Annotated in this window: 14 protein-coding genes; 9 read left to right on the forward strand and 5 right to left on the reverse strand. The window is 71.6% G+C overall.

The annotated features are described in order from the left end of the window. Positions 1–131 precede the first annotated feature (131 nt). Complete coding sequence (locus G6045_RS10210) at positions 132–1,784, forward strand: IclR family transcriptional regulator domain-containing protein (protein ID WP_328707723.1); 1,653 nt, start codon at positions 132–134, stop codon at positions 1,782–1,784. Positions 1,785–1,833: 49 nt separating this feature from the next. Here the strand turns inward: G6045_RS10210 and G6045_RS10215 are convergent, their stop codons facing one another. The 4 genes from G6045_RS10215 to G6045_RS10230 all read right to left on the reverse strand — a co-directional run bounded on the left by G6045_RS10215 (position 1,834) and on the right by G6045_RS10230 (position 4,965). Continuing rightward, positions 1,834–2,301, reverse strand: a complete 468-nt coding sequence (locus G6045_RS10215; RefSeq protein ID WP_165331546.1) for a MarR family winged helix-turn-helix transcriptional regulator — start codon at positions 2,299–2,301, stop codon at positions 1,834–1,836. Between the two features lie 21 nt (positions 2,302–2,322). Next, entirely contained in the window at positions 2,323–3,384 is a 1,062-nt protein-coding gene (locus G6045_RS10220) for an alkene reductase (RefSeq protein ID WP_165331547.1), read from the reverse strand. A gap of 66 nt (positions 3,385–3,450) precedes the next feature. Then, complete coding sequence (locus G6045_RS10225; RefSeq protein ID WP_165331548.1) at positions 3,451–4,356, reverse strand: NADP-dependent oxidoreductase; 906 nt, start codon at positions 4,354–4,356, stop codon at positions 3,451–3,453. Between the two features lie 147 nt (positions 4,357–4,503). Then, positions 4,504–4,965 carry a MarR family winged helix-turn-helix transcriptional regulator gene (locus G6045_RS10230; RefSeq protein WP_165331549.1) on the reverse strand — a complete coding sequence of 154 codons (462 nt, stop codon included), beginning with the start codon at positions 4,963–4,965 and terminating at the stop codon, positions 4,504–4,506. A gap of 221 nt (positions 4,966–5,186) precedes the next feature. Between G6045_RS10230 and G6045_RS10235 the strand changes: the two genes are divergently transcribed. The 8 genes from G6045_RS10235 (at position 5,187) to G6045_RS10270 (ending at position 12,439) form a co-directional block, all read left to right on the forward strand. Then, entirely contained in the window at positions 5,187–5,966 is a 780-nt protein-coding gene (locus G6045_RS10235) for a CoA transferase subunit A (protein ID WP_165331550.1), read from the forward strand. Beyond that, positions 5,963–6,616, forward strand: coding sequence for a CoA transferase subunit B (locus G6045_RS10240; RefSeq protein ID WP_165331551.1), 654 nt, complete (start codon positions 5,963–5,965; stop codon positions 6,614–6,616). Before G6045_RS10235 ends, G6045_RS10240 begins: the two co-directional genes overlap by 4 nt. Then, positions 6,613–7,821: a thiolase family protein gene (locus G6045_RS10245; protein WP_165331552.1), complete on the forward strand. Its 1,209-nt coding sequence runs from the start codon at positions 6,613–6,615 to the stop codon at positions 7,819–7,821. Before G6045_RS10240 ends, G6045_RS10245 begins: the two co-directional genes overlap by 4 nt. Before the next feature lie 66 nt (positions 7,822–7,887). Further along, positions 7,888–8,655, forward strand: a complete 768-nt coding sequence (gene pcaH, locus G6045_RS10250; RefSeq protein WP_165331553.1) for a protocatechuate 3,4-dioxygenase subunit beta — start codon at positions 7,888–7,890, stop codon at positions 8,653–8,655. Next, positions 8,655–9,245, forward strand: coding sequence for a protocatechuate 3,4-dioxygenase subunit alpha (pcaG, locus tag G6045_RS10255; RefSeq protein WP_206343562.1), 591 nt, complete (start codon positions 8,655–8,657; stop codon positions 9,243–9,245). Before pcaH ends, pcaG begins: the two co-directional genes overlap by 1 nt. Next, positions 9,242–10,564 (forward strand): 3-carboxy-cis,cis-muconate cycloisomerase, encoded by a 1,323-nt coding sequence (pcaB, locus tag G6045_RS41370; RefSeq protein ID WP_165331554.1) that lies wholly within the window; start codon positions 9,242–9,244, stop codon positions 10,562–10,564. Before pcaG ends, pcaB begins: the two co-directional genes overlap by 4 nt. Next, complete coding sequence (pcaDC, locus tag G6045_RS10265; protein ID WP_235967761.1) at positions 10,561–11,667, forward strand: bifunctional 3-oxoadipate enol-lactonase/4-carboxymuconolactone decarboxylase PcaDC; 1,107 nt, start codon at positions 10,561–10,563, stop codon at positions 11,665–11,667. The genes pcaB and pcaDC overlap by 4 nt, the downstream gene beginning before the upstream one ends. Before the next feature lie 37 nt (positions 11,668–11,704). Continuing rightward, positions 11,705–12,439, forward strand: a complete 735-nt coding sequence (locus G6045_RS10270) for a phosphotransferase (protein ID WP_165331556.1) — start codon at positions 11,705–11,707, stop codon at positions 12,437–12,439. Between the two features lie 8 nt (positions 12,440–12,447). On the opposite strand, the gene G6045_RS10275 is transcribed toward G6045_RS10270, so the two are convergent. Then, positions 12,448–14,340 carry a helix-turn-helix domain-containing protein gene (locus G6045_RS10275; RefSeq protein ID WP_165331557.1) on the reverse strand — a complete coding sequence of 631 codons (1,893 nt, stop codon included), beginning with the start codon at positions 14,338–14,340 and terminating at the stop codon, positions 12,448–12,450. Positions 14,341–14,391: the final 51 nt, after the last annotated feature.

The following is a 14,391-nucleotide window of genomic DNA, read 5'->3' on the forward strand; positions in this document are numbered from 1 at the left end:
AAGGTTCTTTCACTCAAGCGTCGGCCTGAGTCTGCGCGCCTCGTTGCGGCATGTCAACGGCCTTGGCGACCTTGCGCAATACGCGAGACAGACGTGACAGACGAGATCCGCGAGACAGGCCAGGAGCGCCCGTGCCATCCCTCACCACAGCCCCGCCCGCGGAAGCCGTCACACCCTTGATCCGCGGGATCGCCGTACTGCGGGCGCTGACCGACGCCCACGGCCCGCTCACCCTGAGCGACCTCGAGCGTGCGACCGGTCTGGCACGGTCGACGGTGGACCGGATCGCGGCGACCCTCGCGCGCATGGCGTACGTACGGCTCGACGGGCGCACCGTCACGCTCGCCCCGCGCCTGATGGAACTGGGCAACGCATATCTGGGGGCACTGCAACTGCCCGCCCTGCTCGGCACGTTCGCCGACCGGCTGGCCGACGAGCTCGACGAGTCGGTGTCGCTCGCGGTGCGCGACGAGGACGGGATCCGTTTCATCCACCAGGCGACCCGTCGGCGGGCGATGTCGCTGAGCTTCCGCATCGGCGATCTGGTGCCCGCGGAACGCACCGCGCCAGGACCGCTGTTCGCCGCCGACTGGTCCGCGGCGGACTGGGCGCGGTGGCGGGCTCGCCGGGCGTCCGATCCGGGCGACGGCGGCTTCACCGCGCTCCCGTCACGTGAAGTACCGGTGGGCGATGAGGAGTTCGTACGCGCCACGCAGAGCGCCCGGAAGAACGGGTACGCGCTGGACGATCAGCTGATCGAGCCCGGCCTCGTCGCGCTCGCCATGCCCGTACGGGATGCGGCAGGCGTCCCGGCCTGTGTGGTGAGCGTGGTGAGCCACACCAGCCGGCACAGCGCGCGTTCCCTGCGCAAGGAGATGCTGCCGCGGCTGCGGAAGGCCGTGGCCGCGATGGAGAGCGAACTCCGCACCGCGGCCCCTGCGGACGGGCCGCCACGGCCGGCGGCGCTCGCGGCCTGGACGGGTGCGTCCAAGCAGGAGCTGGGCCGGGAGTTCATCGAGTCGCTCGCGCGCGGACTGACCGTCCTGACCGCCTTCGGCCGGACGCGGCCCGAACCGACGCTCAGCGCGGTCGCCGAGGCCACCGGCCTCGCGCGGGCCACCGCGCGCAGGGCACTGATCACCCTGGAGCACCTGGGATACGTGACGTCGCACGAGCGCACGTTCCGCCTGACGCCCCGGGTCCTCGGGCTCGGCTTCCCGCTCCTGTCGCGCACCTCGCTGCCCGAGATCGCCCAGCCCCATCTGGCCACGCTCGCCAAGCAGGTGCACGATTCGGCCTCGCTCGCGGTGTTCGCGGGCGAGGACATCCAGTACGTGGCGCGCATCGCGACCAGCCGCATCATGAGCGTCAACATCACGCTGGGGACGCGATTCCCCGCGTATGCGACCTCTATGGGGCGGGTGCTCCTGGCGGATCTCCCCCAAGGCGAGCGCACCGCACGCCTGGAGCGGATCACGCCCGAGGCGCTCACCCCGCGCACCGTCACCGACCGGGCCCGGCTGGGCGAGGTGCTCGACGAGGCCGCGCACCGTGGTTACGCCCTGGTGGACGAGGAGTTGGAGGAAGGGCTCCGCTCCATCGCGGTACCGGTACGCGACGGAGCGGGCCGCACGGTGGCCGCGGTGAACGTGGCGGTGCACAGCTCTCGGCGCACGGTCGCCCAGTGCCGCACCGACGTACTGCCGCTGCTGCGGGAGACGGCGGAGCGGATCGAGGCGGAGCTGCACATCGCCGGACGGTTCGCGCGGATTCCGGTCGCCTGAGTTCAGACGTAGAGCCCGATCCGCCCGCCTGGTGGGGCCGCATCCGGCGTCAATCGGGCTGCGGCGCCCCGCCGGCAATCGCCTCGGTGATGGTGCGGGCCGTACGCACAAAGTCCTCCGTCTGCCGCGCCGACAGATCCCGCGCGGAGGACTCCTCCAGGGTCTGCCACAGGGCCGCGATCGGTTCGCGCAGGGCGCGCCCCTTGTCGGTGAGGTGCACGACCATCACCCGCCGGTCGTGTGCGGCCGGCTCACGGACAAGGAGGCCTGCGTCCTGCATCCGGCGCAGGGACTTGGAGACGGTGGAGTGGTCGAGGCCGACACATTCGAGGAGCTCGGACTGGCTCTGGCCGTCCCGGTCCAACAGCTGCATCACCAGCAGTTCCTGTCCGGGATGCAGGTCCATCTCCCTCAGCAGGACGGCGGCGCGAGCCCGGTGGGCGCGGGCGAGCTGGAAAATCGCGTAGCTCATCGGACCGCCGCGGGCCGTCGAGGGGATGTCGGGCAGGTCGGGCATCGGGGCGGGTCCTTCAGTTCGTCATCCGGTGTACGTGGGGTAGTCCGTGTAGCCGGCCACCCCGCCGCCGTAGAAGGTAGCCGGGTCCGGCGTGTTCAGCTCCGCGCCGGCGCGGAGCCGTTCGACCAGGTCCGGGTTCGCGAGCGCGAGGGCGCCGACGGAGACCAGATCCGCCGTGCCATTGTCGACGTCCTTGGCGCGGGTGGGTACATCGGCCCCGGCACGGTTCAGGATCAGTGTGCCCGGCCACTGTGCGCGCACGGTGTCCAGGTGGGCCTCGTCCCCCAGGTGCAACACGTGCAGATAGGCCAGGTCCAGCGGGCGCAGCGCCTCCAGGAGCGCGGTGTACAGCTCGGCGGTGTCGGACTCGGCCATGTCGTTGTACGTGTTGCCGGGAGAGATGCGGAAACCGGTGCGCTCCGGGTCGATCTCGTCGGCCACCGCGGCGGCGACCTCTACGGCGAAGCGGATACGGCCCTCGATCGAGCCCCCGTAGCCGTCGGAGCGCCGGTTGGTGTGGTCGGACAGGAACTGGTGCACCAGATAGCCGTTGGCACCGTGGATCTCCACACCGTCCGCGCCCGCCGCGACGGCGGCGGCCGCGGCGCGCCTGAAGTCCTGGACGGTCGCCGCGACTTCCTGCGTCGACAGGGCACGCGGCTCGGGCATCTCCTGAGGTCCGGCCGCGGTGAACATCTGGCCCGCCGGGCGGATCGCGGAGGGTGCGACCGGCTGCCGGCCGTGCGGGGTGTTGTCCGGGTGGGAGATCCGTCCGACGTGCATCAGCTGGATGACGACCCGGCCGCCGGCCGCGTGCACGGCGTCGGTGACCTTCCGCCACCCGGCGATCTGCGCCTCGTCGTAGATCCCGGGGGTGAGCAGGTAGCCCTGACCATCGGCCGACGGCTGGGTGCCCTCGGTGATGATCAGCGCGTGCGAGGCGCGCTGTGCGTAGTACTCGGCGTTCAGCTCCGTCGGCACGCCTTCCGGCGTGGAGCGGTCACGGGTCATCGGGGCCATGACCAGACGGTGGGGCAGGGACATTCCGCCGAGGGTGGTCGGCGTCCACAGGGAGTTCAGCATGAAGGGTCCTTCGATACGGCGGTGACCGGCCGGCCACCGCTCAACTTGAAAAGGGGGCGGGTGTACTCAGCCGACGGTCAGGACGAGTTTGCCCCGCACGTGCCCGGCGTCGCTGACCTGCTGGGCCTTGGCCGCCTGGGCGAGCGGATAGGCGGTGACGGTGGTGGTGAGCTTGCCGGCCGCGGCGTCCTGGGCCACGGCGGCCAGGCTTGCGCGCGAGGACTGCGGGGGACCTTGGGAGAAGGTGATGCCGAGCTGGGGTGCGCGGAAGTCGGCGATGGTGACGATGCGTTCGGTGCCGCCCCGCAGGGCGATGGAGTCTTCGAGGGCGCCCTTGCCTGCCAGATCGAACACCGCGTCCACGCCTTCGGGGGCCAGCGCTCGCACCCGCTCGACCAGGCCCTCGCCGTACACGGTCGCGGTGGCGCCGAGCGAGGTGAGGTAGTCCTGGTTGGCGGGGCCCGCGGTGGCGATCACGCGCGCCCCGCGCGCCGTGGCGAACTGCACCGCGAGGGTGCCGACCGCACCGGAGGCGCCGTGCATCAACACGGTTTCTCCGGCGGCGACACCGAGCAGATTCAGGACCCGCTCGGCCGTCTCACTGGCCACCGGCAGCGCGGCCGCGCCCTGCCACGCCAGGCCGGCGGGCTTGGGGGCCACGAGGGTGGCAAGGGCGTACTCGGCGTAGGAGCCGGTGTCCGACCAGCCGAGGATCTCGTCGCCGACCTGCACGTCGGTCACACCCTCCCCCAGCGCGTCCACCACACCGGCCAGCTCGCCGCCCGGAACGGCGGGGAAGGCCGTCGGGTAGATCGCCTCCAGCATTCCGGACCGCTTCTTGCCGTCCAGGGCGTTCACCCCGGCAGCCTTCACGCGGACCCGGACCTGCCCGGCGCCGGGGCTCGGCACCTCGACATCCGCTTCGTGCAGTACTTCAGGGCCGCCGAACTGGTCGAAAACAATTGCCTTCACGATGACTCACAGCCTCTCCGCCGCCACATACGTGGCTGGCCACATATTCAACGTAACAGAAACCATGTGGCTAGCCAAGTAATTCCCGCGGGCCCTTGGCGGGTACCGACGAGCCGGGCAGCGTCAGCGCCGAACGGCCGCCCGGCGTCAGGCCCGCACTGCCGCCCGTTCCGGGCTGCGCAGTTCTTCCGCCGCATCCGAGACGCGCCGCAGCATGTCGAGGAACACCGACTGTTCCGCGTCCGACAGCGGCGAGAGGAAGACGTGGTTCATGCGGGCGGTGCGGATCGTGAGCTTGCGGTGCACGGTGGCACCCTCGCCGGTGAGGCGGAGCAGATAGCGACGGCCGTCCTCTGCGTCACGCACCTTCTCGATCAGTCCGCGCCTACCGAGCCGGCTGACCACTTCGGCGACGGTGGAGCGGTCCAGACCCACCCGCTCCCCCACCGTGCGCTGATCGAGGCCCGGTTCGGCCATCAGCGCGTTGAGGACCCCGTACTGAGGGGAGGTGATCTCCTCCGAGACCATCGTGGTCCACAGCAGGTAGTGAGCCTGCTGGAGCCGGCGGGCCAGATGCCCCGGGTGGGTGGTCAGATCCACGGCCGCCATCAGTCAACTCCCGACGGTTGTTCGTTGGTGCACTGAACAATACTCACGCGCAGCACACTCAGGGGCAGCGTCGGCCCATCAATCGACCTGTCTTTTCATGGACTTCTTGACGCCATCCACCTCCAGTGCCAGCATGACCGCCCAGAAGATATTAGTCAGTGCACTGAGTAATTCGGTCGGAACCGCCGCTGGGACAGGCGGCCGGCAGGAGGGTTCTCGTCATGGACAAGGTGGTCGCCACCGCCCGGGAGGCAGTGGCCGACGCGACCGACGGAGCCACATTCGCCGTCGGCGGCTTCGGACTGAGCGGTGTGCCGAACGTGTTGATCCAAGCGCTGTACGAGCGCGGGGTCGGCGAACTCGGCGTCGTCTCCAACAACTGCGGCGCGATGGACTCAGGACTCGCGGTGCTGCTGTCCGCGGGACGGATCGCCCGGGTCACGGGGTCCTACATCGGCGGGAACAAGGAGTTCGCCCGCCAGTACCTCGGCGGCGAGCTGGAACTCGAGCTGATCCCGCAGGGCACGCTGGCCGAGCGGCTGCGGGCGGGCGGCGCCGGCATCCCCGCCTTCTACACCCCGGCCGGTGTGGGCACCCAGGTCGCCGACGGCGGACTGCCCTGGCGCTACGACGGGGAGGGCGGTGTCGCCCTCGCCTCCCCACCCAAGGAGGTACGGGAGTTCGACGGCGTCGAGTACGTCCTGGAGCGCGGCATCCGCACCGACTTCGCGCTGGTGCGCGCGGCCCGGGGCGACCGGCACGGGAACCTCGTCTTCAACAAGTCGAGCCGCAACTTCAACCCCCTGGCAGCGATGGCCGGCCGGATCACCATCGCCGAGGTCGAGGAGCTGGTCGAGCCCGGCGAGATCGATCCCGATCACGTGCATCTGCCCGGGATCTTCGTGCAGCGGGTGCTCGCCCTCACCCCGGAACAGGCCGCCGACAAGGGCATCGAGCAGCGCACGGTCACCGTGCCCGCGCAGGCCGAGGAGACGCGATGAGCTGGTCACGGGAACAGATCGCGGCGCGTGCCGCACACGAACTCGAGGACGGCAGCTATGTGAACCTCGGCATCGGGCTGCCGACACTGATCCCCAACCACCTGCCGCCGGGCGTCGAGGTGATCCTGGAGTCCGAGAACGGGATCCTCGGGACCGGCCCGTACCCCCTCGAAGACGAGGTCGATCCGGATCTCATCAACGCCGGCAAGGAGACCGTCACCGTCCTGCCGGGCGCCTCGTTCTTCGACTCCGCGCTGTCCTTCGGCATGATCCGCGGCGGGCATATCGACGCCGCGGTGCTCGGGGCGATGCAGGTCTCGGCCCGCGGGGACCTCGCCAACTGGGCGGTGCCCGGGAAGCTGGTCACCGGGATCGGCGGGGCGATGGATCTGGTGCACGGGGCCCGCCGGGTGATCGTCGTGATGACGCACACCGCCAAGGACGGCACCCCGAAGATCGTGGACGAGTGCTCGCTCCCGCTGACCGGCCGCGGCTGCGTCGACCGGATCATCACCGATCTCGGGGTACTCGACGTAGTACCGGACGGGCTGCTCCTGGTGGAGACTGCGCCGGGGGTTTCCGTGGCCGAGGTGGTTGCCGCGACCGGTGCCCCGCTAGCCATCGCTGACACTGTGGGGAGCAAGGCATGAACACGCGCGATGTGTACATCGTGGACGCCGTCCGGACGCCGATCGGCCGCTACAACGGGGCGCTCGCGAGCGTACGGCCCGACGATCTGGCCGCGCACGCGGTACGGGAACTGATCGGCCGCTCCCCCGAGTTGGACCCGTCCCGTATCGACGACGTGTACTTCGGCAACGCCAACGGCGCCGGCGAGGAGAACCGCAACGTGGCCCGGATGGCCGGGCTGCTCGCGGGTCTGCCGACGTCGGTGCCCGGCGTGACGGTCAACCGGCTGTGCGCCTCGGGTCTCGAGGCCGTGATCCAGGCCGCACGCGCCATCGCCCTCGGCGACGCGTCGATCGCTCTCGCGGGCGGCGTCGAGTCGATGACCCGCGCCCCGTATGTCCTGCCGAAGAGCGACCGCGCCTTCCCCGCCGGGCACACCGAGATGTTCTCCACCACGCTGGGCTGGCGCATGGTGAACCCGCGGATGGCTCCCGAGTGGACCATTCCGCTGGGCGAGTCCGCGGAGCTGATCGCGGACAAGCACCGGATCAGCCGGGACCAGCAGGACGCGTTCGCGCTCGCCTCGCACGAGAAGGCCGCGGCGGCCTGGAAGAACGGCCTGTTCGACGCCGAGGTCGCACCCGTGCCGGTGCCGCAGCGCAAGGGCGAGCCGGTCGCGTACGGCCGTGACGAGTGCGTACGGGAGAACGCGTCGATCGAGGCGATGGCGAAGCTGAAGCCGTCGTTCCGCAAGGACGGCGGGACGGTCACCGCGGGCAACGCCTCGCCGCTCAACGACGGTGCGGCGGCGCTGCTGCTCACCGACGAGGAAGGGCTGCGGGCCACCGGACGCGAGCCGCTCGCGCGGATCTCGGCGACCGGTGTGGCCGCCGTCGACCCGCAGTACTTCGGGCTCGCGCCGGTCCCGGCCGTGGAGCGGGCGCTGGCCAAGGCGGGCAAGTCCTTCGCCGATCTCAACACCCTTGAACTGAACGAGGCCTTCGCCGCTCAGGTGCTCGGGTGCGTGGCCGAGTGGCCCGAGTTCGACCCGGCGATCCTGAACCCTCAGGGCGGCGCGATCGCGCTCGGCCATCCGCTCGGCGCCTCCGGTGCACGTCTGGCCGGCACCGTGGCCCATCAACTGGCCCGCCGCGGCAGCGGAGTCGGCGTGGCGACACTGTGCATCGGAGTCGGCCAGGGCCTCGCCCTGGTCCTCGAACGCTGAGGCCGCAGGGGCCAGGAGACCTCCTGGCCCCTGCACCTCCTTCCACCTTGTCATCGGAGCATCCTCATGACCGAGCTTCCCGTGGCCCTGCCCGACGGGCTCTCCCAGGAACAAATAGACGCCGAGGTCGCCAAGGTGCAGGCCGGCGCGGACGGCGGGGTGCACCCGCCGCGGGATTTCCCGCCGTATCGCAGCAGTACGCTGCGTCACCCTCGACAGCCGCTGGTCCCCCTGCGTGACCCCGAGGCGGTCGAACTGTCCGGTCCCGCCTTCGGCGTCACCGATGTGACCGCACTCGACCGCGACCTCACCCGGCAGCATCTGGGCGAACCGCTCGGCGAACGCATCACCGTCAGCGGCCGGGTGACCGACCGTCAGGGGCGCCCGGTCCGCGGCCAGTTGGTGGAGCTGTGGCAGGCCAACGCTTCCGGCCGTTACGCCCACCAGCTGGACCAGCACCCCGCCCCGCTGGACCCCAACTTCACGGGCTTCGGGCGCTGTCTGACCGATGACGACGGCTCGTACTCCTTCACGACGATCAAGCCGGGCGCCTATCCGTGGCGCAATCACGTCAACGCGTGGCGGCCCGCGCACATCCACTTCTCCGTGTTCGGCACCGCGTTCACGCAGCGCCTGGTGACGCAGATGTACTTCCCCGGCGACCCGCTCTTCGCCTACGACCCGGTGCTGCAGTCGGTGACCGACCTGGCGGCCCGCGACCGGCTCGTCGCCGCGTACGACCACGACCTCTCGGTGCCCGAGTGGTCGCTCGGCTACCGCTGGGACATCGTGCTCGACGGTCCGTCCGCCACGCTCTTCGAGGAGGACCAGTGATGTCCGAGACCCGGCTGATTCCCCGCACCCGACCGATGCCCCGCATCCCCACCCCGTCGCAGACCGTCGGCCCCTTCTACGGCTACGCGCTGCCGTTCACGGGCGGCCCGGAGGTCGCGCCCGTCGGGCATCCCGACCTGATCACCGTGCACGGATACGTGTACGACGGCGCGGGACAGCCCGTCCCGGACGCCCTGTTGGAGACCTGGCAACCCGCCCCGGACGGTTCACGCAGTGGCGCGCCCGGATCGCTGCGGCACGATCCGGTGACGGGTCAGGTGATCGGGCGCGACGGAGTCGGCTTCACCGGATTCGGACGGATCGCCACGGCCGCGGACGGACACTATGCGGTGCGGACGCTGCCGCCGGGCGGTGTCCCGTACCTCTCGGTCCTTGTCTTCGCCCGGGGACTGCTCCATCACCTGTACACCCGCGCCTACCTGCGGCCGGACCCCGACGACGCCCTGCTCGCCTCGCTGCCGGCCGACCGGCGCGGCACGCTGCTCGCGGCCGAGGAGCGGCCGGGGACATATCGCTTCGACATCCGGCTGCAGGGCGAGGGTGAGACGGTCTTTCTGGAGTTCCGGTGAGCGGCGACGAGCAGGGTTACGTGGACGGCGGGCTGCTCTCGCCGGGTTGGGCCGGGTCGCGGGTCGAGGCCGCGGTGAGCGATCTCGCGTACGTCCAGGCGCTGTTGGATGCGGAGGCCGCGCTGACGCGGGCGCAGGCCGCGCTCGGTGAGGTGCCCGCGGATGCGGCCGCGGCGGTGACCGAGGCGGCGCGGACCGAGGCGTTCGATGTGCGGTCGCTGGCGCTGCGGGCGCATGCGGCGGGTAATCCGGTGCTGGCGCTGGTGTCCGATCTGAAGGCCGCGGTGCCTGAGCGGCACCGGGAGTTCGTGCATCGCGGGGCCACCAGCCAGGACATCGTGGACACGGCGACGATGCTGGTCGCGGCTCGGGCGCTGGCTCTCGTACTCGCCGATCTGTCGCGCACCGAGGCGTCGCTGGCGACGTCGGCCGCCGCGCATCGGGGCACGGTGATGGCGGGGCGGACGCTGACGCAGCATGCGGTGCCGACGACGTTCGGTCTGAAGGCGGCCGGGTGGCGGTCGCTGATCCTGGACGCGAGGGACCGGGTGCGGTCGGTACGGGAATCACTGCCTGCTCAACTCGGGGGCGCGGCAGGGACGTTGGCGGCGCTCGGCTCACCGGGGGTCGTGGCAGCTTTCGCCCGGGAGACCGGACTCGCGGAACCCGCACTGCCGTGGCACACCCTGCGTACCCCCATCGCCGATCTCGCCGGCGCCCTGGCGTTCACGGCGGGTGCTCTCGGCAAACTCGCCGCGGACGTCCTCACGTTGTCCCGCACCGAGATCGCCGAACTGGCCGAGGGCACCGGCGGCGCGTCGTCCGCGATGCCGCACAAGGCCAACCCGGTGCGGTCCACGCTGATCGCCGTAAGCGCCCGGCAGGCGCCCGCGCTCGCCTCGGTCCTGTACGGATCGCTGGTCGCCGAGGACGAACGCCCGCCGGGCGCCTGGCATGCCGAATGGCAGCCATTGCGGGAGCTGCTGCGGGTCGTCGGGGGCGCCGCCGAGAACGCCGCCGCCCTCGGCCGCGATCTGCGCGTGGACACCGACGCCATGCGCCGCCATCTCGACCTCACCGACGGGCTGATCGTCTCCGAACGCCTCACCGCCGAGCTCGGCGCCATCGTCGGACGGTCCCGCGCCAAGGAGGTGCTCACCTCCCTCGCCGCACGCGTCCGCAAGGGCGAGGGAAGCCTGGCGCAACTCCTCGCCGAACAGCCCGAGTTCAAGCACCTCGACCTCGACGCCCTGACGGACCCGGCCCGCTACACCGGCGCGGCCGGCGCCCTCACCGACCGCGCACTGGAGCGACGTTGACCTCCCTGCACCACACGACGGAGGGAGCGCCCTCCGCTCCCCCGCTGCTCCTCGGCCCCTCCCTCGGCACCTCCAGCGCGCTGTGGGACGGTGTCGCGCCCGAACTCTCCGCCACGCACCGGGTGATCCGCTTCGACCTGCCGGGGCACGGCCGCTCCCCCGCCTCGCTCATCGAGCCCGGCGCGAGCATCGGTGACCTCGCCGAACTGGTCGTCGGCCTCGCGGACTCGCTGGGCATCGAGCGCTTCTCGTACGCGGGCGTCTCGATCGGCGGCGCGATCGGGCTCCACCTGGCGGCCCGACACCCCTCACGAGTCGACCGCTTGGCGGTCCTGTGCTCCTCGGCGCACTTCGGCGATCCGCAGCGCTGGCTGGACCGGGCCGCGCTCGTACGGCGCGACGGTCTGGAATCGGTGGCGAAGAGCGCGCCCGAGCGCTGGTTCACACCCGGCTTCACCTCGGCGCGACTGCTCGACGATCACCGCACCGCGGACCCGCAGGCGTACGCCGCGTGCTGCGACGCGCTCGGCGCGTACGACCTCCGCGACCAGCTGGCCTCGATCACGGCGCCGACGCTCCTGGTGGCGGGCCGCGAGGACCCGGCCACTCCGCCCGCCCACCTGCGCGAACTCGCCGACGCCATCGGCGACTCGACCCTTGTGGAGCTCCCCGGGGCCTCGCACCTCGCGGTCGCCGAGGCCCCGCTGCCCGTGCTCGCGGCGCTGCGCGGCCACTTCGACGGACCCGCCGACAGCGGGATGACCGTACGCCGCGAAGTCCTCGGCGACGCACATGTAGACCGGGCGCAGCAGCGCCAGACCGCGTTCACCGCACGCTTCCAGGACTTCATCACGCGCTACGCCTGGGGCGAGATCTGGACCGACGACACACTCAGCCGCCGCGAGCACAGCATCGTCACCCTCACGGCACTGGTCGCGGGCGGCCACCTCGACGAACTGGCCATGCATGTACGCGCCGCCCGCCGCAACGGGCTCACACCGGACGAGATCGGCGCGGTGCTGCTGCAGTGCGCCGTGTACGTCGGGGTACCGGCGGCGAACTCCGCGTTCGCGGTCGCACAGCGGGTACTCGACGAGGGTTGAGCCTCACACGCCAGATGAAGGGTGACAGGGTGCCCGCATGGACCAGTCAGCACTGCCCGGTGGTCTCATCAGCAATGTCGTCCGGATCGGTGCGACAGTGCGTCGGCCCCGAACGGCCCGGTCCGGCTTCGTCCATGAACTCCTGGCCCTGCTCGAACGCCGGGGCTGGTCCGCCGCGCCCCGCTTCCTCGGCTGGGACGAGCAGGGGCGCGAGATCCTCAGCCACATCGACGGTCATGCGGCCTGGACCGCGGACCGACGGCGGGCAGCCTGTTCGGATAAAGGCCTGGTGCGGGTGGCCGAGCTCGTCCGCGAGTTCCACGATCTGACGAGCGGCTCCTCGCTGGCCGACGGCGACGAGGTGGTCTGCCACAACGATCTGTCTCCGAAGAACACCGTCTACACCCTCGACGGCGAGGACTGGCGACCGGTCGCGTTCATCGACTGGGACCTGGCCGCCCCCGGCGCCCGCGTCCACGATGTCGCACACCTCTGCTGGCAGTACCTGGATCTCGGCCCGGGCGTCGTGGATGTGCCGGAGGCCGCTCGGCGCATCAAGCTGGTCTGCGATGCGTACGGCCACATCGAACCGGAGCAAGTCGTGGACGCGGTCCTGTGGTGGCAGGACCGGTGCGCGCGGGGCATCGAGACGGGAGCCTCGCAGGGCGATCCGGCCATGGTGCGCTTGCGCGACCAAGGTGTCGTCGATGAGGTACGGGCCTCGTACGCGTGGGTGTCGGCCCACCGCAGCGCATTGGGCCGCGGGGACTGACCGCGCTTTCAGGCGGGCCGGCTCAACCGGTGCAGCCGTAGCGCCAGTTGGAACTCCAGGGCGCGAGCCGGACTGTTCCAGTCCTCGCCGACGAGGCGGCCGATCCGCTCCAGGCGCTGCACGACCGTGTTCACATGGACGTGCAGCGCGTCCTTGGTACGGGTGAGGCTGGCGCCCTGCGTGAAGTACGCGTCGAGCGTGGCGACCAGCGCGGTGCCCCGCTGGTCGTCGTAGTCGAGCAGCGGGCCGAGTGTCCGGTCGACGTACCCCTTCAAGTCGGCCTGGTCACCGAGGAGTACGCCGAGGAAGCCGAGGTCCGCGAGGGCCGCGCCCTGGCCCGTATGGCCGAGCGCGCGCAGCGCGGACAGACAGCGGGCGGCCTCTGCATGCGCGGCGGCCAGCGCCGCGGGACCCGGTGCGGGACCGGCGGCGCCGACCGTCACCGGGGTGCCGAGGGACTGCGCCAGCTGTTCCGCCAGCGACTGGGCCCGCGAGCCCGGTTGATCGCTGGGCATGACAAGGACCACGTGCTCGTGGTGGATCCCGGCGAGTCCGCCCCGGGCGATCCGCGCACCGCAGGCGAGCAGCCGGTGGCGGGGCGCACCCTCGGCGTGCAGCACGAACACCGCGTGCGGCCGGGTCAGGGTCACGCCGAGCCGGCGGGCGCGAACGGTCAGCGCCGCGGGGTCGCCGGTCGAGGAGAGCAGATCGCTGAGGAGTTCGCCGCGCACCCGCTCCTCCGCCTCGGCCACCGAGCGGCGCAGGAGAAGCAGCAGCGCGGTGACCACGGCGGCCCGTTCGAACAGGAGCCGGTCCGCGTCGGAGAGGTCCGCGCGGCCGGTGAGGGCGAGGGAGCCGAGGAGTTCGGGTCCTGCGAGTACGGCGCAGACCCAGGTGCCGTCGCGCTCGACGGCGCGGCCGCTGCTGCGGGAGGCCGCCACGTCAGGGGCGGTCAGGGTGCCCGACTGGCCCCCGGTGGCAGCGAGTTCCGCGCCGTCGGCGTCATGCAGGACGATGCCGCCGTCGAGCAGATCGGCCAGGGCCGCGGCCACCTCGTCGGCCCCGCCGCCCCGCAGCACCAGGTCGGTCAGCTGGTCGTGGGCGGCTTCGGCGCGGCGCATCGCGGCGCTGTGCGCGCTGATGGTCGCGGAGGCGGCGTTGAGGTCGTCGAGCGCGGCCCGGGTCTCCTCAAGCAGGCGCGCGCTGTCGATGGCGATCGCGGCATGGTCGGCCAGCGAGGACAGGAGGTTGACCTCCTGCGGTGAGAACGTGCGCGGGGAGCGGTCGGAGGCGTACAGGACTCCGATCACCTTCGGACCGAGCATCAGCGGCACGCCGAGGATCGCGTGCAGCCCTTCCTCGGCCACCGCGCTGTCGATGGTGAGCGTGTGCTTGAAGCGCGGGTCGTCCTGATAGTCGCCGGTCGCGTACGGGCGGGCGGTGTGCGCGACGAGCCCGCCGAGCCCCTCCCCCATCCCGAGGCGCAGCTGCTGGAACGCGGCGGACACCGAGCCGTCCGTGACGCGCATATAGGTGTCGCCCACGGTGTCGTCGTTGAGCGACATATAAGCGACGTCGGTGCCGAGCAGCAGGCGTGCCCGGTGCACGATCGCGCGCAGGACGGCGTCCAGATTGCGCAGCGCGGCGAGGTCGCTGGCGGTGTCGAACAGGGCGGTCAGTTCGGTCTCGCGCCGGCGGTGCTGGCTGAGGGTGCGCCGGATCCGCAGGGCCACCTCGGTGGCCGCGGAGATCTCGCCCAGTTCTGCGGGGCTCGCCCCGGCCTCGCGTGCCTCGGCGGCAGGCCGGGCGAACTCCTCTGCGCCGGCTCCCGAGGCGAGCAGGTCGAGGAGGCGGCGCAGGGCGGCGCCGCAGGTCAGGGGGTTGTCGCCGAGACCGTTCATGGAGCGGAGCATACGTTTCCCGTACGAGGTGGGGGCCCGCCGTGACGTGGG

It is taken from the genome of Streptomyces mesophilus, from assembly GCF_011044995.1.
Lineage (GTDB): Bacteria > Actinomycetota > Actinomycetes > Streptomycetales > Streptomycetaceae > Streptomyces > Streptomyces mesophilus.

Bases quoted from the DNA above. Each gene is read 5' to 3' on its own strand.
- G6045_RS10215 (WP_165331546.1), bottom strand. From the start codon at position 2,301: ATGCCCGACCTGCCCGACATCCCCTCGACGGCCCGCGGCGGTCCGATG.
- G6045_RS10220 (WP_165331547.1), bottom strand. From the start codon at position 3,384: ATGCTGAACTCCCTGTGGACGCCGACCACCCTCGGCGGAATGTCCCTG.
- G6045_RS10230 (WP_165331549.1), bottom strand. From the start codon at position 4,965: ATGGCGGCCGTGGATCTGACCACCCACCCGGGGCATCTGGCCCGCCGG.
- G6045_RS10235 (WP_165331550.1), top strand. From the start codon at position 5,187: ATGGACAAGGTGGTCGCCACCGCCCGGGAGGCAGTGGCCGACGCGACC.
- G6045_RS10240 (WP_165331551.1), top strand. From the start codon at position 5,963: ATGAGCTGGTCACGGGAACAGATCGCGGCGCGTGCCGCACACGAACTC.
- G6045_RS10245 (WP_165331552.1), top strand. From the start codon at position 6,613: ATGAACACGCGCGATGTGTACATCGTGGACGCCGTCCGGACGCCGATC.
- pcaH (WP_165331553.1), top strand. From the start codon at position 7,888: ATGACCGAGCTTCCCGTGGCCCTGCCCGACGGGCTCTCCCAGGAACAA.
- pcaG (WP_206343562.1), top strand. From the start codon at position 8,655: ATGTCCGAGACCCGGCTGATTCCCCGCACCCGACCGATGCCCCGCATC.
- G6045_RS10270 (WP_165331556.1), top strand. From the start codon at position 11,705: ATGGACCAGTCAGCACTGCCCGGTGGTCTCATCAGCAATGTCGTCCGG.
- G6045_RS10275 (WP_165331557.1), bottom strand. From the start codon at position 14,340: ATGAACGGTCTCGGCGACAACCCCCTGACCTGCGGCGCCGCCCTGCGC.